General features: G+C 73.4%; 18 protein-coding genes and 1 pseudogene. 11 read left to right on the forward strand and 8 right to left on the reverse strand.

Annotated features, from left to right (window positions below):
* Positions 1-42: 42 nt before the first annotated feature.
* From OG299_RS05640 to OG299_RS05650, 3 genes are all read left to right on the forward strand, one after another.
* Complete coding sequence (locus OG299_RS05640) at positions 43-1,944, forward strand: ABC transporter ATP-binding protein (protein WP_327360728.1); 1,902 nt, start codon at positions 43-45, stop codon at positions 1,942-1,944.
* A 64-nt stretch (positions 1,945-2,008) separates the two neighbouring features.
* Positions 2,009-2,389 carry a VOC family protein gene (locus OG299_RS05645; protein WP_327360729.1) on the forward strand — a complete coding sequence of 127 codons (381 nt, stop codon included), beginning with the start codon at positions 2,009-2,011 and terminating at the stop codon, positions 2,387-2,389.
* Between the two features lie 67 nt (positions 2,390-2,456).
* Positions 2,457-3,317 (forward strand): NAD(P)-dependent oxidoreductase, encoded by an 861-nt coding sequence (locus OG299_RS05650; protein WP_327360730.1) that lies wholly within the window; start codon positions 2,457-2,459, stop codon positions 3,315-3,317.
* Here the strand turns inward: OG299_RS05650 and OG299_RS05655 are convergent.
* Both OG299_RS05655 and OG299_RS05660 read right to left on the reverse strand, forming a co-directional pair.
* Entirely contained in the window at positions 3,314-4,231 is a 918-nt protein-coding gene (locus OG299_RS05655; protein ID WP_327360731.1) for a hypothetical protein, read from the reverse strand. The genes OG299_RS05650 and OG299_RS05655 overlap by 4 nt on opposite strands.
* Before the next feature lie 50 nt (positions 4,232-4,281).
* A complete protein-coding gene (locus OG299_RS05660; protein WP_266637188.1) occupies positions 4,282-4,998 on the reverse strand; it encodes a FadR/GntR family transcriptional regulator in 717 nt (238 codons plus the stop codon).
* 105 nt (positions 4,999-5,103) lie between these two features.
* Between OG299_RS05660 and OG299_RS05665 the strand changes: the two genes are divergently transcribed.
* From OG299_RS05665 to OG299_RS05680, 5 genes and pseudogenes are all read left to right on the forward strand, one after another.
* Positions 5,104-5,679, forward strand: coding sequence for a gluconokinase (locus OG299_RS05665; RefSeq protein ID WP_327360732.1), 576 nt, complete (start codon positions 5,104-5,106; stop codon positions 5,677-5,679).
* Between the two features lie 10 nt (positions 5,680-5,689).
* A complete protein-coding gene (locus OG299_RS05670) occupies positions 5,690-7,087 on the forward strand; it encodes a GntT/GntP/DsdX family permease (protein ID WP_327360733.1) in 1,398 nt (465 codons plus the stop codon).
* Positions 7,088-7,236: 149 nt separating this feature from the next.
* A pseudogene (locus OG299_RS42680) lies at positions 7,237-7,589 on the forward strand (hypothetical protein).
* Entirely contained in the window at positions 7,589-8,182 is a 594-nt protein-coding gene (locus OG299_RS05675; RefSeq protein WP_327360734.1) for a hypothetical protein, read from the forward strand. Before OG299_RS42680 ends, OG299_RS05675 begins: the two are co-directional and overlap by 1 nt.
* Before the next feature lie 237 nt (positions 8,183-8,419).
* Positions 8,420-9,178, forward strand: coding sequence for a hypothetical protein (locus OG299_RS05680; RefSeq protein WP_266637196.1), 759 nt, complete (start codon positions 8,420-8,422; stop codon positions 9,176-9,178).
* A 70-nt stretch (positions 9,179-9,248) separates the two neighbouring features.
* On the opposite strand, the gene OG299_RS05685 is transcribed toward OG299_RS05680, so the two are convergent.
* From OG299_RS05685 to OG299_RS05705, 5 genes are all read right to left on the reverse strand, one after another.
* Positions 9,249-9,488, reverse strand: a complete 240-nt coding sequence (locus OG299_RS05685) for a hypothetical protein (RefSeq protein WP_327360735.1) — start codon at positions 9,486-9,488, stop codon at positions 9,249-9,251.
* Positions 9,485-10,270 (reverse strand): hypothetical protein, encoded by a 786-nt coding sequence (locus tag OG299_RS05690; RefSeq protein ID WP_327360736.1) that lies wholly within the window; start codon positions 10,268-10,270, stop codon positions 9,485-9,487. The genes OG299_RS05685 and OG299_RS05690 overlap by 4 nt, the downstream gene beginning before the upstream one ends.
* Positions 10,271-10,305: 35 nt before the next feature.
* Complete coding sequence (locus OG299_RS05695; protein WP_327360737.1) at positions 10,306-11,595, reverse strand: cytochrome P450; 1,290 nt, start codon at positions 11,593-11,595, stop codon at positions 10,306-10,308.
* Positions 11,596-11,683: 88 nt separating this feature from the next.
* On the reverse strand, positions 11,684-11,842 hold the full coding sequence (locus OG299_RS05700; RefSeq protein ID WP_327360738.1) for a hypothetical protein: 159 nt from the start codon (positions 11,840-11,842) through the stop codon (positions 11,684-11,686).
* A gap of 54 nt (positions 11,843-11,896) precedes the next feature.
* Positions 11,897-12,808 carry a serine hydrolase domain-containing protein gene (locus OG299_RS05705; protein WP_327360739.1) on the reverse strand — a complete coding sequence of 304 codons (912 nt, stop codon included), beginning with the start codon at positions 12,806-12,808 and terminating at the stop codon, positions 11,897-11,899.
* A 198-nt stretch (positions 12,809-13,006) separates the two neighbouring features.
* On the opposite strand from OG299_RS05705, the gene OG299_RS05710 reads away from it, so the two are divergent.
* Positions 13,007-13,738, forward strand: a complete 732-nt coding sequence (locus OG299_RS05710; protein WP_266637208.1) for an ATP-grasp domain-containing protein — start codon at positions 13,007-13,009, stop codon at positions 13,736-13,738.
* A gap of 60 nt (positions 13,739-13,798) precedes the next feature.
* Here the strand turns inward: OG299_RS05710 and OG299_RS05715 are convergent, their stop codons facing one another.
* Complete coding sequence (locus OG299_RS05715; protein WP_442817488.1) at positions 13,799-17,428, reverse strand: S8 family serine peptidase; 3,630 nt, start codon at positions 17,426-17,428, stop codon at positions 13,799-13,801.
* A gap of 122 nt (positions 17,429-17,550) precedes the next feature.
* Here OG299_RS05715 and OG299_RS05720 point away from each other — a divergent pair, with 122 nt between their 5' ends.
* Together OG299_RS05720 and OG299_RS05725 are read left to right on the forward strand one after the other, a co-directional pair.
* Entirely contained in the window at positions 17,551-19,056 is a 1,506-nt protein-coding gene (locus OG299_RS05720) for an MFS transporter (protein ID WP_327360741.1), read from the forward strand.
* A gap of 10 nt (positions 19,057-19,066) precedes the next feature.
* Positions 19,067-19,693 carry a DUF6629 family protein gene (locus OG299_RS05725; RefSeq protein WP_327360742.1) on the forward strand — a complete coding sequence of 209 codons (627 nt, stop codon included), beginning with the start codon at positions 19,067-19,069 and terminating at the stop codon, positions 19,691-19,693.
* Positions 19,694-19,745: the final 52 nt, after the last annotated feature.

Genomic DNA, 19,745 nt, shown 5'->3' on the forward strand with positions numbered 1-19,745 from the left:
AAGGTTGACCTCAAGTTTGGTTGAGGTCCTAGCGTTCCCACCATGGACATGGAAGTTACCGCCTGGACATCGCTGCACAGCGCGATGAACGCCCAGCAGGACCGGCGCCCGCTCTCCCGGGCGAGCCTGCGCCGGGTCGCCGCATTCGCCCGCCCGCACCGCCGCGGGCTCACCCTGTTCCTGCTGCTCAGCGTGGTGACCGCACTGCTCGCGGTGGCCACCCCGGTCCTCGCGAGCCGGGTGGTCACCGCCATCGTGGACGGCCGGGACAGCGGTGCGGTCACCCGGCTCGCCGTGCTCATCGCGGTGATCGCGGTTGCGGAGGCGGGGCTCGGGCTGCTCACCCGCAAGCTGTCGGCCACGCTCGGGGAGGGGCTGATCCTGGATCTGCGCACGGCCGTCTTCGACCACGTGCAGCGCATGCCGGTCGCCTTCTTCACCCGGACCCGCACCGGCGCGCTGGTCAGCCGGCTCAACAACGATGTGATCGGCGCCCAGCGGGCGTTCAGCAACACCCTGTCCGGCGTGGTCGCCAACACGGTGACCCTGCTGCTGACGCTGGCCGTGATGCTGAGCATCTCCTGGCAGATCACCCTGCTGGCCCTCGTCCTGCTGCCCGTGTTCGTGCTGCCGGCGCGCCGGATGGGGACGCGGATGGCCGCCATGCAGCGGGAGGCGTCGACGCTGAACGCGGCGATGGGAACGCAGATGACGGAGCGTTTCTCCGCTCCGGGCGCCACCCTCGTCAAGCTGTTCGGGCGGCCCGCGGACGAGTCCGCGGAATTCGCGGCGCGGGCGGCGCGCGTACGGGACATCGGGATCCGTGCGGCGATGGCCCAGTCGGCGTTCATCACCGCGCTCACCCTGGTCTCGGCCCTCGCGCTCGCGCTCGTCTACGGGCTCGGCGGGTACTACGCCCTGCGCGGGACCCTGGACGCCGGGAGCGTCGTCGCCCTCGCCCTGCTCCTGACCAGGCTGTACGCCCCGCTGACCTCGCTCGCCGGGGCCCGCGTCGAGGTGATGAGCGCCCTGGTGAGCTTCGAGCGGGTCTTCGAGATCCTCGACCTGAAGCCGCTGATCGCCCAGAAGCCGGACGCCCGCCGGGTGCCGGACGGGCCGGTGGCCGTGGAGTTCGACCGGGTCTCCTTCGGCTACCCCTCCCCCGACAAGGTCTCGCTCGCCTCGCTGGAGGAGGTCGCGGTCCTCGACGCGCGCGGCGGTACGCAGGTCCTGCACGAGGTGTCGTTCCGCGCCGAGCCCGGGCAGATGATCGCCCTGGTCGGCTCGTCCGGCGCGGGCAAGTCGACCATCGCGCAGCTGCTGCCGCGGCTGTACGACGCCGATGCGGGCGCCGTCCGCCTGGGCGGGGTCGACGTACGGGACCTCACGGCCGACTCCATCCGGGAGACGCTGGGCATGGTCACCCAGGACGGGCACCTGTTCCACGAGACGGTGCGGTCCAACCTGCTGGCCCGGCCCGATGCGGGCGAGGAGGAGATCTGGGAGGCCCTGCGCCGCTCGCGGCTGGACGGGCTGGTCGCCTCGCTGCCGGACGGGCTGGACACGGTGGTCGGCGAGCGCGGCTACCGCCTCTCGGGCGGTGAGCGGCAGCGGCTGACCATCGCGCGGCTGCTGCTGGCCCGGCAGCGGGTGGTGATCCTGGACGAGGCCACGGCGCATCTGGACTCCACCTCGGAGGCGGCGGTGCAGGAGGCCCTGGGCGAGGCCCTGGCGGGCCGGACCGCGGTCGTCATCGCGCACCGGCTGTCGACCGTGCAGGCGGCCGACCTGATCCTGGTCGTCGAGGAGGGCCGGATCGTGGAGCGTGGGACGCACACGGAGCTGCTGGCCGCGGGCGGGCGGTACGAGGAGCTGTACCGGACCCAGTTCGCGGCGGCGGACGCCACCGCTCCGGGCGGCGCCGTACCGGCTGCGGGAGCATGATGCCGGGAGGCCCGCGAGCGGCGGGCCGCCGCCGACCACCGACCGTGGAGCACGTGGAGCACCGATGGACATCAAGCTGGAGCTGGTCGCCGTCCCCGTCACCGACGTCGACCGGGCCAAGGCCTTCTACGAGCGGGTCGGCTTCCACGCCGATCACGACGTCACCGTGAGCGAGGACATCCGCTTCGTGCAGCTGACCCCGCCGGGGTCGGCCTGCTCGATCGCCCTGGGCAAGGGCCTCACCCGGATGGTCCCCGGCTCGCTGGACAACCTGCAGGTCGTCGTCACCGACATCGAGGAGGCGTACGAGGACCTGCGCGGCCGGGGCGTCGAGGTGACGGAGATCCAGGACATGCCGTGGGGCTCGTTCGTCTACTTCTCCGACCCCGACGGCAACGGCTGGGCGGTGCAGCAGACGACCCCGCGCCCGACGGGCGCGGGGTGACACACCGGTGGCGCGCGGCGTCCAGACTGGGCGGGCAACTGGACGCATCCGGAAGGGAAGTGGCGCCATGGAGACTGTCGCACTGCTGGGCACCGGGATCATGGGCTCGGGGATGGCCCGGAACCTGCTGCGGGCCGGGCTCGGGCTGCGGGTGTGGAACCGGACCCGGGAGAAGGCCGAGCCGCTGGCCGCGGAGGGCGCGGTCGTCGCGGACAGCCCGGCCGAGGCGGTCGCCGGGGCCGATGTGGTGTTGACCATGCTGACGGACGGCCCGGCGGTGGCTCAGGCGATGGCCGCGGCCGCGCCGGGGCTGCGTGCCGGGCAGGTGTGGGCGCAGATGAGCACGGTCGGCGTGCCCGCGCTCGAGGAACTGGCCGCCTTCGCCCGGGAGCACGGCCTGGTGTTCGTGGACGCCCCGGTGCAGGGGACCCGGCAGCCCGCCGAGGCCGGGACGCTGGTGGTACTGGCCTCCGGGCCGGCGGATCCGCGGCTGGAGCCGGTGTTCGCCGCGGTGGGCGCCAAGACGCTCCGGGCCGGGGAGGAGGCGGGGGCGGCGACGCGGCTGAAGCTGACGACGGTCGGGTACGCGATCACCTTGACGGCTGCGGTCGGCGAGGCCATCGCGCTGGCGGAGGGCCTGGGGGTGGACCCGGGCCTGTTCGCGCAGGCGGTGACCGGTGGCCCGATGGACAACCCGTACCTCCAGGCGAAGATGAAGGCGGTCCTGGAACGGGACTTCGCCCCGAGCTTCACGGTGCACGGTGCCGAGAAGGACACCGGTCTGATCGCGGAGGCGGCGGACCGGGCGGGCGTGGCCGTCGACCTGGCCCGGGCCACCGCCGCCCGCCTCCACCGCGCGGCGGCCGGCGGCCACGCCGAACAGGACATGGCCGCCGCCTACTTCGCCGGCTTCGCCGACAAGCCTTAGGCGTTCGCGGCCAGGCGGCGCATGACCGCCATCAGTTCGTCGGGCGGGACCACGGAGAAGGACCGGGTCGCGTCGTCGATCTGCGTCAGGCTCGTCACGGCGCCCTGGTGCCACCAGTACAGCCGCGGTGAAAGCGGGCCCGGATTGCTGTCCTGGTAGGCACCGAGCCCGAAGGCGGCCAGGTCGTTGACGGCGTCGACCACGTGGTGGTCCGCCAGCGGGTGGAAGACCAGGTGGTGCCGGCTCGGCACGGTGAACAGGGCGCCGTCGGCAGGGAGACGACTTCCCGTCACGCAATGGACGAGCTCGTCGAGGACCAGCGCCTTGCTCGCGACGAACATGGACTCGCCCGAGACGATGTGCAGCAGCCCGCCGCTCTGCGTGCGCGTCGTCTCGTACTCGACGGGCTCGGCGACCAGGTTGGCACGGCCGGCGGTGCGCAGCGCTTCGAGGCCGATGCCGGCGACGTCCTGGTCGTCGAGGATCCGCACGGCGTCGGGGAGGTCGAGTGCGAGCACCTCCAGCAGTCCGGGCGCGATGCGCCGGGTGTAGCCGAAGGAGGGGGCGGCCTGCGGCGGGATGGAGTCCTCGGGCACGAGCCGCAGGTATGCGCTGCGCAGCGTCCGGTCGGGGGCGTCCGCCGTCGACCGGGAGGCGTTGTCGAGGGCGGTGAAGTGCTGCTCCACGATGCGGGGCCAGTCCCGCGGGTCGGCGCGGCGGACGAACTCGGCGAGGTTGTGCAGGGCCCGGGTGCCCTGGGGTGCGTGGACGGAGTCACCGGCGACGGTGACCTGTACGCCCTGGGCGGCATGGTGACGGTGCACCAGTTCCCGGAGGTGCTCGGCCTGGTGGGTCGTCAGGGCGGGCAGGTGGGGATCGTACGAGGTGGCGGACTTGGACCGGAAGAACTTCATGGCCCGACTCTATTGAATGACTTATTCCGTTCTGTCGGCCGGGAGGCCCGTCACGGGGTGGTCGGCGCCGGCGCGAGGACGTCGAGTTCTTCCAGGGCGCCCACCGCGATCTGCCGGGTCAGCGCCTCGGCGCGGGCCGCGTCGCCCTCGCGTACGGCCTCGGCGACCTGGACGTGCAGGGTGACGGCGGCCGGATCGGGGTCGTGGAACATCACCGCGTGCTGCGTACGGCCGGTCAGGACCTCGGCGACGACATCGCCGAGCCGGGCGAACATCTCGTTGCCGGAGGCGTTCAGCACGATCCGGTGGAATGCGACGTCGTGGTGCAGGTAGCCGTCGAGCTGGTGGCCGCGCGAGGTGCGGACCATGCCGAGGGCGGCCTCCGTGAGCGCGGCGCACTGGTCGGGGGTGGCCCGGGCGGCGGCGAGGCCGGCCGCGACCGGCTCGATCGCGGAGCGCAGCACGGTCAGGGAGCGCAGCTGGCGGGGGCGGTCGGTGCCGGCGAGGCGCCAGCGGATGACGCGCGGGTCGTAGACGTTCCACTCCTCGGTCGGGCGCACGGTGACGCCGACCCGGCGGCGGGACTCGACCAACTGCATGGACTCCAGCACGCGGACGACCTCGCGGACCACGGTGCGCGAGGCGTCGAAGCGCTCGGCGATCTCGTCGGTGCGCAGGACGCTGCCCGGCGGGTGCTCCCCCGCGGTGATCGCCAGGCCGAGGGTGTCCAGCACGTGGGAGTGGAGTCCCTGGCCTTCAGTGGTCATGGCGCAAGCGTACGGTGACGTCTCGGCGAACCAAAGATGTGATGTTTGCCGCCGGACTCTTGAATAAGTACTACTTAATAGGTTTCAGTGAGGGCGCACGAACCGATGTCGACGAAGACAGCGAGGTACGACGTGAGCGGCACCCAGCGCGTGCTGGTGGTGATGGGCGTGGCCGGCACGGGCAAGACGACCGTGGGCAGGCTGCTCGCGGACGCGCTCGGCCTTCCGTACGTGGAGGGCGACGCGTTCCACCCGGCGGCCAACGTCGCCAAGATGTCCGTCGGGATTCCGCTGGACGACGCCGACCGGTGGCCCTGGCTGGACGCCATCGGGGAGTGGATCCGCGCCCGGCCCGCGGGCCGGGGCGCGGTGCTGGCCTCGTCGGCGCTCAAGCGCGCCTACCGCGACCGGCTGCGCAGCGCCGCGCCCGACGCGGTGTTCGTGCACCTCACCGGAGAACGCCCGCTGATCGAGCGGCGGATGGCGGCCCGCACGGGCCATTTCATGCCGGCCGCCCTGCTGGATTCGCAGTTCGCCACGCTGGAGCCGCTCCAGCAGGACGAACTCGGCGTCGTCGTCGACGTGTCCGGATCACCCGAGGAGATCACCGAACGGGCCCTGGCCGCGCTGTCCGCGCTGCCCGGCATGTGCCCGCCCGCCGCTCCCTCCCGAGAAAGCTAAGGAACCCACCGTGACAGGTCTCAGCGTCGAGATACTGGCCGCGGCCGCGCCCGCCCCGATCACCTCGGCCGGGGACGCCCGGCTGGGCGTGGCCGTCCTCGCGGGCATCGCCGTCATCGTCCTGCTCATCACCCGCCTCAAGCTGCACGCCTTCCTGGCGCTGACGGTCGGTTCGCTCGCCCTCGGGGTGTTCGCGGGCGCCCCGCTGGACAAGACCATCGCGAGTTTCACGGCCGGGCTCGGCGCCACGGTCGCGGGGGTCGGCGTACTGATCGCGCTCGGCGCGATCCTCGGCAGGCTGCTCGCGGACTCGGGCGGCGCCGACGAGATCGTCGACACCATCCTCGCCAAGGCCAAGGGCCGGGCGATGCCCTGGGCCATGGTGCTGATCGCCTCGGTGATCGGGCTGCCGCTCTTCTTCGAGGTCGGCATCGTGCTGCTGATCCCGGTGGTGCTGCTCGTGGCCAAGCGCGGCAACTACTCGCTGATGCGGATCGGCATCCCGGCGCTGGCCGGGCTCTCCGTGATGCACGGGCTGATCCCGCCGCACCCCGGCCCGCTCGTCGCCATCGACGCGCTCCACGCGAACCTCGGCGTCACCCTCGCCCTCGGCGTGGTGGTGGCGATCCCGACCGTGATCATCGCCGGGCCGCTGTTCTCGAAGTACGCGGCCCGCTGGGTGGACATCCCGGCGCCCGAGCACATGATCCCGCAGCGGCCGTCGGCGGAGCTCGAGCACCGCCCCCGGTTCGGGGCGACGGTGTTCACCGTGCTGCTGCCCGTGGCGCTGATGCTGATCAAGGCACTGGTCGACATCGTTGTCGACGACCCCGAGAACGGCCTGCAGCGGGTCACGGACGCCGCGGGATCCCCGCTGATCGCCCTGCTCACGGCAGTGCTGGTGGGCATGTTCACCCTCGGCCGGGCGGCCGGGTTCACCAAGGCGCGGATCTCCACGACCGTGGAGAAGTCGCTGGCCCCGATCGCGGGCATCCTGCTGATCGTGGGCGCGGGCGGAGGCTTCAAGCAGACCCTGATCGACGCGGGTGTCGGCCGGATGATCCTGGAGCTGTCGCAGAGCTGGTCCATCCCCGCCCTGCTGCTGGCCTGGTTGATCGCGGTGGCCATCCGCCTGGCCACGGGCTCGGCGACGGTCGCCACGATCTCGGCGGCCGGCCTGGTCGCCCCCCTCGCGGCGGGCATGTCGAGCACGGAGACGGCGCTGCTGGTGCTGGCGATCGGATCGGGCTCGCTGTTCTTCAGCCACGTCAACGACGCCGGGTTCTGGCTGGTCAAGGAGTACTTCGGCATGACGGTCGGACAGACGGTCAAGACCTGGTCGGTGATGGAGACCATCATCTCGGTGGTCGGCCTGGGCTTCGTCCTGCTGCTGTCACTGGTCCTGTGAGGAGAGGACCGGCCGCCCGTGGCCGCGGGCCGCGGGTGTTTGCGACACCTCGCCGCCTTGGGCCACCGCTGCTTTAGGCCATTTGGCGATCAAGATACTATTTCGCTCCTCGTACATGGACCACGCGGAGGGGGCGCACCACCACGGGACTGAGCGAGGAGATATCCGACTACCGGGAAGGCCGGGGGGATCCAGGGCGGCTGGTCGGCGAGTTCCACCGCACGGCCCTGCTCGTTCCGGTCACCGGCGCCACCCGAGCGGGAGCGGGTGCCGGTGACGCCGCCGGCGGTCTGATGTCGGCTCTGTCGGGCGGGATCCGCTGGTTCTACGGGTTCACTGACGAGGAGTCGTTGTTCCGGTTCGCCAGGGCCCGCGGGGAGGACGGCCGGGAGTGGCGGTGAACGTGGCCGACCAGGACGGGTCGATGCTGTTCCCGCCGGTGGCCGGCATCGTTCCCGACGCCTGCGCCGTCGACGTCGCGCCCGACGGGGCGGTGGCCTGATGGCGGGCGATGGTGACCTTGAGGTCTCGCCGGCGGCGGTCGCGTCCATCCAAGTCGGTCTGCGGGCGGCGATAGCGGAGTTGCGGGAGTCCGGCGATGCGGCCGGGGCCTCGCAGGGCTCGGGGTTCGAGAACCTGTCGATGACGGGGATGGAAACCGGGCACGCGGGGCTGGCCACGGACTTCGAGGACTTCTGCGAGCGCTGGGAATGGGGGGTACGCGCCCTGATCCAGGACGCCTCCACCCTGGCGGCGAACCTCGGCATCGCCGCGGGGACGATGTGGGAGGAGGACCAGTACGTCCAGGGCGCGTTCAAGGTGGCCGCGAACGCCTCGTACGGCAATCCGCACGCCAGTGAGGACGAGATCGAGCAGAAGTCCTGGGGCGACATCTTCAGCGCGGACGTCTACAAGCCGGACTACAGCGCCGAGTCGTTCGAGAAGGGCGCGCAGGACAGGCGCAGGAGGGGAAGATCAAGAAGGCCGGCAACTACCACGGGGACACCCGGCACGGCTTCACCGACGAACGGGTCCTCGAGATCCTCAAGAACCCCGACGCGGTGTACCACTCGACGGCGAACAGCGGAAACCTGATCTTCAGGCAGGGCGAGGACGTCGTGGTGACGACGGGTGGTCCTCCGGGAGCGGGCAACGCCATCACGGCGTACGGTCCGTCAGGCGTCCTCGGCGAGTCCGGGGCGAAGGCCACGGGTGGCTTGCCCACCGACCGCGGCAATCCGATTACCCACGAAGACGTTGTGGAGGGCAGAATTCCGGCCAAGCAAGGCTACATGGCTCCGGCCGTACAGATCCGATGAGGCGGCATTCCCCATGAGACTCATCCTCGACGACGACTGGACCGCGACAGTGACGGGCGAACCCCTGAGCATCGCGCCGCGCTTCGTCTTCCGGGACTTCATCGTGTCCATCGCGCCTTACACGGACGTGCAGGAGCGCGAGCGGTTCCAGCTGGACACCTTCGGCAGCCAGGACCATGTGTGGGACACCCCCGACGAACTCCGCTTCGATCCTGCCGGCCTGCAGCTGGTCGGCGCCGAGTTCCGGGTGCCCGCCTGGCTTGCCGCCGCCGAGGACTCGGCCCGCGTTCCCGCCGCACCCCCCGTCCGCCCAGGTGGTCTCCGGGCCGACGAGCACCGGGACTTCCGCCTGGAGGTGACCTCGGACCTGTGCCGCGGTCCCGGGGACTCCGTGCTGACCTGCCTGCGCGACCTCGACGTCCTCGACGAGCCGCTGGAGGCCCGCGTCGGCATCGCCCCCGACGTGGCGCTCCTGGTCCAGCACGGCGCCGTCGTCGGCTGGAGCCTGACCGACCCCGTGCGGTACCTGACCGTTGCCTTCACCGACCCCGACCCGGCTCCTCCGACCCGGGCCACCCGGCACCTGTTCACCGCATGCATGGACCTGGTCACCACGCAGCTGCTGGACCAGGTGCGGGACCGGGTCCCGGCCGCCCTGGAGCGGCTCCGGGCCTTGGACGAAGCCCTGCGCAGCCAGAACGACGACCGGCACCGCGTTGGCGCCCTGCACTCGCTGATCGCCGAGCTGGTGGAGGACTACGGGAACCGGTGACCTCACCGTCGACGGCGGCCGGCGCGCGACGGTGACGGACGGTCACCAGGCCCTTGGGTGAACCCCGGCCTCAGTGGCCGCCGTCCTCCAACTGCGCGGCGGCCACGGCGAGCCCGTTCGCGGCGGTGGCGCAGCGGTCGGCCAGGGCGGCGACCTCGGCGCGGAACGCATCGGCCTGCGGGCCCTGCCAGTCCAGCGCTTCGGCGGCGGCGCGCAGCCGGAGCGCGTGGCCGCGCAGGACGGCGGAGTGGCTGCGCAGGCCGTCGGCCGGGTCCGGCGGACCGGACCGCAGCCGGGTGGCGGGGCTCACCGGCTGCGCCAGGGCTGGACCAGGAGGATCCCGCCGGTGCCGATGAGGCCGATGGTGTGGACGCAGCCTTTGTGCGGGGCGGCCGGGGCGGTCGTGGTGGGCCGGTGGCGCGACTCCCGGTCCCGGTCGAAGAACGCCCGTACGGCGGCGCCGAGTCCGAGCAGTGGTTCGGCGGGCACGGCCCGGCCGGTGGCGACCTGCCAGCCGGCGTGGTCGTTGAAGGGGTTCACGTCGGTCAGGGCGTTCCAGGCGAACAGGTCGGCGAAGGACGGGGACAGCAGCGCGAACGCCCGCTCCGCCCCCCGGTCCCGCACGAGCCGGCGGAACACGCGGACGGCCGCCGCCTGCCGGTCCTCGTCCACGGCGCGCAGGATCGCCGCGCAGTCGGGGTCGTCCAGCAGATCGGGGCGGCCCGCACTCGCCACCCGGATCCGGGCCTTGAGACCGCAGACGGCGAGGCTGACGGCGAGGCTCTCGCGGCCGGTGAGGATCCCGGCGAACCAGCCGGCCCGCGCGACGCCCCGGCCGCGCGGGGCCCAGCCCAGGCCCGCCGGATCGGTGAGGGTGCGCAGCAGGGTGCGCCAGCCGAGCCGCGAACGGGCGCGGGCACGGGCCCGGCGGCGGCTCAGGGCGGCGGCCGGGAGACGGGGGCCGAGGGCCAGTTCGGAGGCGTGCCGGGCGGCTTCGCCGACGGCGTCGGCGGCCTCGGCGAGCTCGCGGCACAGGGCGTCGAGCAGTTCGACGTCCGGGTCGGTGGGCGCGGAGGTCGCGGCGTCGGACATGGAATCCTCTCGGGATGTCGGTGGGGAGGGTGGCGTCAACGGCGGGTGAGGGTGAGCCGGATGCCGCGCGGGTCCAGCCCCACGGGCAGCGGTCCGGGCGGGTCGAGCACCGGCCGGGTGCCGGTGATGCGGCGCCGGCGCAGGACCTCGGCGCACAGTGCGGTGGTGATCAGCAGTCCCATCCGGTCGCCCGGGCAGCGGCCCGGGCCGTGCCCGAACGGGGCCATCCGGATGTCCTCGTCCGCGCCGGGGGTCTTCCAGCGGCCCGGTACGAAGACGTGCGCGGCGGGCACGTGTTCCGGGTCGCGCTGGTGGAAGTGGGCGGGCAGCAGGACGGAGGTGCCGGCCGGGTGGCGCACGCCCCGCCATTCGGTCTCGGTGCGGGTGACCCGGAGCAGGTCGGGCACCGCCGGGTACAGGCGCAGGCACTCCCTTACGCAGGCGCGCAGCCGGGGCAGTTCCCCCGCGGCCGCCGATCCGGCGGCTTCGGCGGCCGCCGCGTCCTGCTCGGCGGGATGGGCCGCGAGCAGGAGCAGGGTGCGCAGCAGGGTCGCGGGGATGCAGTCCATGGCCCGCAGGGCCCGCTCCTCCCGGTCGGCGTACGCGCCGGCCCCGCCGAGCCGGGTGTGCCCTTCGGCCGCGCCGGCGCGTTCCCGGCCGCGGCGGCGCAGCCGGCCGAGCAGGCCGGTGAGTTGGTCGTCCCCCGCGGCCGCGGCGTCGCCGAGCACGATACGCCGGGCGGCGCGGCCCACGGTGTGCCGGGCGCGGGCCAGGTCGAGGGTGGCGGCGGCGGTCAGGTGCCGGGCCTCCTCGGCGATGATCCTGCGGACCGCTGCGCACGGGCGGATTTCGCCGGCGCCGGGCGACAGCACGGCGGCTTCGGCCGCAGCCTCGGCCTCGGCTTCGGCTTCGGCTTCGGCTTCGGCTTCGGCCGCGTAGAACTGCCGCAGTTCCTGCCGGTCCAGGAGGACGAGTACGGCCCCGGACAGCCCGCGGACGAGGACGGGCGCCCCGCCGTGGCGGACCCGCAGGGCGCGCAGCGTATCGGCGGAGAAGACCGGGCGGACGCCGCCGGAGCCGCGGACGAACAGCGGGAGGGCGCGGCCGGCGACGAACCGGCCGGATCCGGCGCGCCCGGCCCGCGCCTGCTGTCCGCGTGAGACGGCCGACTGGGTCGTACCGGGACCGGTCATGGCTGCACCGCCTCCCTGGGATCGGGCCGCCGCAGGCCGCGCGCGGCGGCCGGTCCGGGCGGCGGGGTCCTCCGGCGGGCGCCGACGCCGCACGCGCAGCGCGTCGAGGGCGGCCTCGTGAAGCGTGCGCATCCGTGTACCTCCGCGCGCAGCCGGAAACCAACGGTCGGTGACATCGAGCTCACCGTACGTCGGCCGCGCGGCGACCGCGCCCCGAGCACTACCCGAGCGGATCCGGCCCCACGAGCAGCGCGGCCACATCGAGCCCGGCGGAGAGGTAGGAGGTGAAGGCGTCGTTGCCCGGCTCCCAGGGCGACCGCCGGCGCCGCACGAGCGCCACGGCCTCGTCGACCGGCCACCCCCGGTCGAGCGCCGCCACCCCCGAACGAGAGAGCCCCTTCCGGCCCACTCCCCCTGTCACGTCAACGCGGGCTCAAGGAGAGGGAGTTGGGTCGAGGGCTGCGTCGCGGAAGGTCTGGCGGAGGGGGCCCGGGGGGTGGGTGGGGAGGAGGAGCGCCCAGCGGTGGTGGCGGGGGGAGACCCAGGCCGTCGGGGTTTCGCCGTACGCCCAGGTGCCGTGCGGGGCCGGGTGCCAGAGGAGACCCCGGGCGGGGGTCAGCTCGCCCGTCCGGATGCGGAGGGACTCGGTGATCCAGGCGCGGGAGACGGGGTGGTCCGCCGGGGAGAGGAGGTGGCTCAGGAAGCGGACGAGGTCGGCCAGGGGGGCGCGCAGGGTGCCGTCGGCGAAGCGGGTGCCGGTCATCCCGAGGGGGTGCCAGATGCGGGTGGCGGCGAGCTCGGCGAGGGGGCTGCCGGTGAGGTGCTCGGCGAGACGGGTGAGGGCGGCCTGGGCCGCGGGGCCGGTGGAGTGGCTGAGCAGGTGGTGTGCGGTGGTCCCGGCGGGGGCCTCGGTCCCGTACGCCGTGAAGGGGGTGTGCAGCCGCAGGGCCTCTTCGGCGACGAGGCTCCCGATCACGGGCCACAGGGCGAGCACGGGCACCAGTCCGCCGACGTCGAGGGGCGAACCGTCACCGTCGGCCGCCGATCCGGTGTGCAGCCCGTCCGGCCCTCCGACCGCCCACACCGCATCGGGGTCCGCGGCTTGCAGTACGGCCCGAACCCGCTCGGCCACGTCGGCCGCACGGCCCAGGCCGGTCCGCTCGGTCCGGTCGGTGGCGGCCACGCCGGCCACACCGGCCGGCTCGACCACCCCGGCCGGCTCGACCACCCCGGTCTGGTCGACGGCATCGGGCGCGCCCGCGCGGTCGGCTGCACGGGCCGCACGGGCCCGGTCGCCCGCCTCGGTCGCGTCGGCCGCATCGGGATGGTCGCTCTGGAGCGTCATGGTTCCCCACGCTAGCCACCCGCCGACCGCCCTCGCGGGCGCGTCGCCAACAAGTCGGCCCGGATTCGCCCCGGGGCCACCCGAATGCCAGCCGCGTGCCACGTGCCGTCCTGCGCCCCAGGCGACCTGCCGGACCAGGCGGCCCTGCAGGCCGGAAAACCATGTGCCGGCCGGCAGGGCGGCTGGCAGGGTCTGTCCGTGACCTTGATCCTGCCGCCCCGCATCACCGACTCCGCCGCCCGGCTCCGGGACGCCGCCCACCTGCGTGGGCTGGGCACCGTACGGCTGGACACCTTCGCCGTGCCCGAAGGGCTGCGGGCCCGGCATCTGCATGCCGGGCCGGGATTCGCCGACGCCGTGGCGCCCCGGCTCGGGATCGGGCTGCTGGAGGCCCCGGCGGACTGGCTGGCGCGGCTGCCGCGGGAGTTCACCGGCCGGGAGGTCCGCCTGGTCCCGATCCGGGAGGCCTACGCACTGCGCCGGCCCGTCTTCGTGAAGTCGCCCAACGACAAGTCCATCCCGGCCCTGGTCTACGCAGACGGCTCCCGCCTCCCCGGCCCGGACGCCGTGGATCCCGAGACGGAGGTGCTGGTCAGCGATGTCGCACGCTTCACCGCCGAGTACCGGATGTACCTCCTCGACGGCGCCGTGCACACCGCGAGCCGGTACGCCGAGGGCGGCCGTCTGAGCCTCGGCCCGGCCGCCGACGAGGCGGTGGCCTTCGCAGAACGGCTCCCGTTCGCCACCCTCCCGTCCGCGATCGTCGTCGACGTCGGTGTCGCGGACGGCCGCTGGTCGGTGATCGAGGCCAACGCCGCCTGGGCGAGCGGTACGTACGCCTGCGATCCGCAACGCGCCCTCGACGTCGTCCTGCGCGCCGCCGCCCCGGTGCACTCCCTCGCCGACCGCGACCGGGCGTTCCTTCGCTGACGGGCCGGAAGGGGCGGGGCGCCCACGGCGCCCCGCCCCCGGAAGTCCCGCCCGACCGCGTCAGCTCTTGTCGGGGCGGTCCGTCACCCGCAGGGAGTTCAGCAACGGCTTGCCGTAGCCCCCGTGCGCGACGAAGCGGACGTTGAGCACCCCGTCCGTGACCGTGACCGTGTACGTCCGGGTCAGGGCGGTGTACGTGCCCGCCTCCAGCGAGATGTCCAGCGAGGGCAGGACCTGCGTGCCCTCGGCCAGGACGTCGAAGACGCGCTTGTTCGGCTTCGTCGAGGACAGCTCCGCGAAGCCGAGCTCCACGGTGTACGTGCCGTTCGGGACGTTGTCGAAGCGGTATTCGTACATGCCCTCACGGGCGTTGCGGAACAGCTTCTGCTCGGCCGTGCCGGCGATCGTCCGGCCGGTGGCGTGCACCGAGGAGTTGCCCTGGTAGCCGTACGAGCCGGCCGTGTACTTGCGGTCCGGGGACCAGCTGTCCCCCAGGGTGTCCGTGGCCGTGTAGTCGGAACCCGCGTCCAGGGCGACCTGGTAGCGCGGGACCACGACCTTGACCGGCACCGTGAGTACCGGCGCCCGCCCGCTGGCCGAGGTGATCTTCAGGTCGGCCGTCAGGACGGTCCCGGCCGCCAGGCCCTTGGTGTCCACGGCCAGGGTGACCGCGGCCTTGCCTCCCGTCGGCAGGTTCCCCGTTCCCGGGGTGGCCGTCAGCCAGGCCGCGTCCTCGGTCACCGTGAAGTCCGTGCCGAGGCCCGGGTTGGTGAGGTCGAGGGTGCGGGTCCGCTGCTGGTCCGCGGGGAGGACGACCTCCACCGCCGGTTTGGCGGCGGTGACCCGGCCCGTGCGCAGCGACTGCGTGACCGTCGTGACGTCGGCCGCCTTGACGTCCACGGTCGCCGCCGCGGATTCGTACGAGGGAGCGGTGAGGGACACCGCCCGCCCGCCGGACGGGCTCTGGACGACGTATCCGCCGTCCGCCGCCGTGGTCGCCGACACCGCCGTGTCACCGGTGCCGACGGTCACCGTGGCTCCCGCGACGCCGTTGCCGTCGTTCGCGTCGAGCACCCGGCCCGCGACCACGCCGCTCTTGGTGGTCTTGAAGGCGATGGCGAGGCCGTCGGTGATGACCGCCTGGTTGAAGGAGTACTTGAAGGCGTCCGTGCCCGCCGCGTTCTCCACGCCGACGGTGGCAGTGGAGCCGCCCTTGATGCCGGTGCCGCCGGTCCCCTTGTACGTGTACGCGACGGTGCCGTCCTCGCCGATCGCCGCCGAGAACGAGAACTTGTCGGTCTGCGCCGACCAGTGGGACACCTCGCGCCACTCGATCACGTACGTCCGGTGCGGGGCGGTGCCGGTGACGCCGGTGAAGACGCCCGATCCGCTGCCGGCCGCGCCGACGACGAGGTCGTCCCAGAACGGGTACAGCGCCGCGTTGGGCGTGGCCGTGCTCGGGATGTCCCCGTTGATGTCACCGGTGTTGTTGCCGCCGAAGCTGACGGTGCCGTTCGTCCCGATCCAGGCCTGGCCGTACGTCTTGCCGTACAGCGGGACGGGGAAGGGGAGGTCGACGCGCTCGGTGGTGTTGTCTCCGGTCAGCGCGAGCTGCCGGTCCCCCGTCGCGTACGGGCGGCCCCCGGCGGTGGAGCAGCCGTAGCCGTAGCCGTCCGTGCGCTCGGGCAGGGTGACCGCCACCGTGGTGTCGCCTGCGACGGTGGCCTGGGCGCTGCCGCCGGTGACACAGCGGGAGGAGTGCGCGGCCCGTACCTCGTACGTGCCGTGCGGCAGGGTGACCTCGAAGCGGCCCTGCGCATCGGCGGTCGCGGTCACCGGGGTGTCCGTGACGGTGACGGTGGCGCCCGCGGCGGGTCCGGCGGCCGAGGTGACGGTGCCGGTGAGCTTGCCGGAGGGGGCCTGGGTGAGGGTGAAGTCGCCGGTGGCGGTGGCGTTCTCGGTCACCGTCGCCGTGGCGGTCTCCTGGCCGTAGCCGAACTTGGCGGCCGTCAGCGTGTAGGCGCCGACCGACAGGGAGCGGAAGGCGTAGGTGCCGTCTGCTGCGCTGGTCGTCGTACGGCCGATCGGTCCGGTGGCGGTGACCTTCACGCCCGCGACCGGCTCGCCGCCGGAGCGGACGGTGCCGGAGACGGCGCCGATGGCGCCGCGCGGGGCGCCCGAGACGGCGGCGAGCGCGTCGAGCTTGCCCTCGCCGAAGACGTTGTTGTCGGCGGCGTTGCCACCGCACTGGCCGTTGTCGGTGTCCTGGGCGGTGCCGTTCAGCAGCTGCTCGGTCTGCGCGACGTCGCCTTCGAGGGCGGGTGCGGCGGACCAGAGCAGGGCCACGGTGGCCGCGGTGTGCGGTGAGGCCATGGAGGTGCCGGAGAAGGACTCGTACCCGCCGCCCGGGACGGAGGAGCGGACGTTCACGCCGGGGGCCGCGATGTTCGGCTTGATGATGCCGCCGGGGCCCGCGCCGCGCGAGGAGAACGGTGCGATCGCACCGTTGATGTCGAAGGCGCCGGAGCTGTAGGAGCTCGCGTAGTCGCCGGGCGATCCGCTGGTGGCGCAGCCGGGGCCGGAGTTCCCGTTGGAGAAGGCGGGGAAGATGCCTGCGGCGCGCCAGGTGTCGACGATCTGCTGGTACCACTCGTCGTGCGTCGCGCTGCCCCAGGAGTTGTTGACGACGTGCGGGGCCAGGTCGGGGCGGGGGTTCTGGCCGTTCAGGTCGGTCGGGGCGACGATCCACTGGCCGGCGGCGAGGAGGGAGGCCTCGGAGCAGGAGTTGGTCTCGCAGCCCTTCGCGGCGATCCACTTGGCGCCGGGGGCCACCCCGATCTTGTTGGCGCCGCCGTCGTCGCCGACCATCGTGCCCATGGTGTGGGTGCCGTGGTCGTTGTTGTCGCAGGGGGCCGCGGTGGGGCAGACACCGGCCGGATCGAACCAGTTGTAGTTGTGGTCGTACGAACCGTCGGCGTTCTTGCCGCGGTACTGGCCGTTCACGGCCGGGTGCGTGTAGTCGACGCCGCTGTCGATGTTGGCGACGACGATGCCCTCGCCGCGCACACCGAGCTGGTCCCAGACCTGCGGGGCCTTGATGCGGTCGATGTTCCACTCGACGGCGTCGGCGGCGGCCTTCTCCCGCGTGCCTTCGGCGGGCTTGGGGAGGGTGACCTTGTCGTCGGCGTCGATCCGGGAGACCTCGGGGCGCTGCGCGAGGGTCCCGGCGAGTTTCTGGCTGCCGACGACGCGGACGGCGTTCACGATCCAGTACGAGGTGTACTCGGCCTTGGCTCCGTCGAGGGCCTTGATCACCTCGGCCTGGCTGCGCGCGGCGTGCTGCTGTTTGGCGTGCAGAACCGTTTCCGCTTTGGCGGCCCGGGTCTTCTGCGTGCCCGCCGCCGTGAGGTCGGCCGCGCTGTCCAGGTAGACCCAGAAGGCGGCCTTGGCGGAGTCGTCGAGCTGGGCGCGGAGCTTCGGCTCGATCTTGCGCTCGGCGGCTTTCGGGGTGGGCCCGGGCTCCGGCGCGGCCGCTGCCACGCCCGCCCCGACGGGTAACAGCAGGACTGCGGTGAGAGCGGCGAGCGCCGCGCGTAAGGATCGTCGTCTGTTGCGTTGGGCCACGTGTGGTCCTCCTCGGACGCCGTGTGCAGGTTGTGCGGGCAGGGCGTGCGTGACGTGCGCGGTCATGGTGAAGGATGGGTCATGCTCATTACAAGGGGGCCTAATGAGCCGTATGCTGCGCGCCCGGACCGCCCTTCCGGCCACGCGCCTGGCTGGCCCTTCCGGGCCGGGCGGGCCAGCCTGAAGGCATGAGCGATCCAGCGCCGGGAGCGGCAGAGAACGTTCCGGCCGGACCCGGTGTCGCACTCGCGTCCGCCCGGGGCCGGTGGATCGTGCTGGCCACGGTGCTGGGATCGACCATGGCCCTGCTCGACTCGACCGTCGTCAACGTCGCCCTCCCCCGGATCGGGGAGGATCTCGACGCCGATCTGGCCGTGCTCCAGTGGACCGCCAACGCGTACCTGGTCACCCTGGCGGGGCTGATCCTGGTCGGCGGGGCGCTCGGCGACCGGTACGGGCGGCGCCGGATCTTCGTCCTCGGCGTGGTGTGGTTCGCGGCCGGCTCCCTGCTGTGCGGAATCGCGCCGAACGCCGGGATCCTGATCGCCGCGCGGGCCCTCCAGGGCATCGGCGGCGCACTGCTGACCCCCGGTTCACTCGCGCTGATCCAGGGCTCGATCGCCCCCGGGGACCGGGCGCGGGCCGTCGGGCTGTGGTCGGGGTTCGGCGGGGTGGGCGCGGCCGTGGGGCCGTTCCTCGGCGGCTGGCTGGTGGACGGGCCCGGCTGGCGCTGGGTGTTCCTGCTGAACGTGCCGGTGGCCGCACTGTGCGTGCCCGTCGCCCTGCGGCACGTACCGGAATCCCGGGACCCGCAGGCGCACGGGCGGTTCGACGTGCTCGGCGCCTTCCTGGGCGCCGCGGCCCTGGCCCTGCTGACGTACGCGCTGATCGAGGCCCGGTCCGGGTCCCCGCTGGTGATCGCCTCGGCGGTCGGGGGCGTGCTGCTGTCCGCCGCGTTCGTGTACGTGGAGCGGCACCGGGCCGATCCGATGGTGCCGTTCGACATCTTCGCGTCCCGGCTGTTCACCGCCGTCAACCTGGTCACGCTGTGCGTGTACGCGGCCTTCGGCGGGTTCTTCTTCCTCGTCGTGCTCCAGCTCCAGGTCGTCTCCGGATACTCGGCGCTGGCCGCCGGCGCCGCGCTGCTCCCGACGACCGCGCTGATGCTGCTGCTGTCGGCCCGGTCGGGAGCGCTCGGGGAGCGGATCGGGCCGCGGATCCCGCTCACGGTGGGGCCGCTGCTGTGCGCGGCGGGAATGCTGCTGATGCTGCGGGTGGGGCCGGCCGCCTCGTACGTACAGGACGTGCTGCCGGCGCTGCTCGTGATGGGCATGGGGATGGTGACCCTGGTGGCGCCGCTGACGGCGACCGTGCTGTCCTCGGTGGACCCCGGCCGGGCGGGCCTGGCCAGCGGCATCAACAACGCGGCCGCGCGGGCGGCCGGGCTGCTGGCGGTGGCGGCGCTGCCGCTGCTGGCCGGGATGGGCCCGGACGCGTACCGGGAGCCGGCGGAGTTCGACGCCGCCTTCGGGCGGGCCATGCTGTGGTGCGCGGGGGTGCTGCTGCTCGGCGCCGCCGTGGCCTGGGCGACCGTACGCACACCCGCCCCGGGGGCGGCGTGCCACCCGCAGTGCCACACGTACTGCGCGACGACCTCTCCGCCGCTCGAACCCCCGAGGACGGCCGAGCCGTGACCGGCCCGCCATGTGCTGGAACGCCACGGCCGATCTGACGGCGGGCGCGGTGATCACCGCCGTCGGGATCGTGTGCGTGGCGCGCGTACGGCGGGCCCGCGATCTGCCCGTCGCCGCGCTGCCGTTGCTGCTGGGCGTCCACCAGCTGGTGGAGGCCGCGGTGTGGCACGCGGGCGGCGGCTGCGGCCCGGCCACCACGGCCTGGGTGGTGATCGCCCTCCCGGTGCTGCCGGTGTGGGTGCCGCTCGGGGTGCTGCTCGCGGCCGCTCCGGCGGACCGCCGCCGCCTGTGGGGGCCGCTCGCCGCCGGTCTCGCCACGACCGCGGTGCTCGCATACTGCCTCGCGACCCGGCCGGCGACCGCCGAGATCCGGGGGCACACCCTCGGCTACGGCGTGAAGGTTCCGTGGATGCCGCTCGTCCTCGCGGGCTACCTGTTCGCGACGCTGGGCGCCCTGCTGCTGTCGGGCGACCGGCGGCTGCGGCTCCTCGGTGCGGTGCTCGGCGCCGGGGCATTCGCCTGCTCAGCGCTGTGGCGGCTGGAATTCGCCTCCACCTGGTGCGCCTTCGCGGCGGTCGCGTCCCTGCTCGTCCTGGGGTGGGTACGACGCCCCCGGCCCGGCGCCCCTGTGACATGACAGGCCGAAAGTTACCTAGACGTATGTAGTGACTTCCCATGCACCCGGCAGT

This window comes from Streptomyces sp. NBC_01296 (genome assembly GCF_035984415.1).
GTDB lineage: Bacteria > Actinomycetota > Actinomycetes > Streptomycetales > Streptomycetaceae > Streptomyces.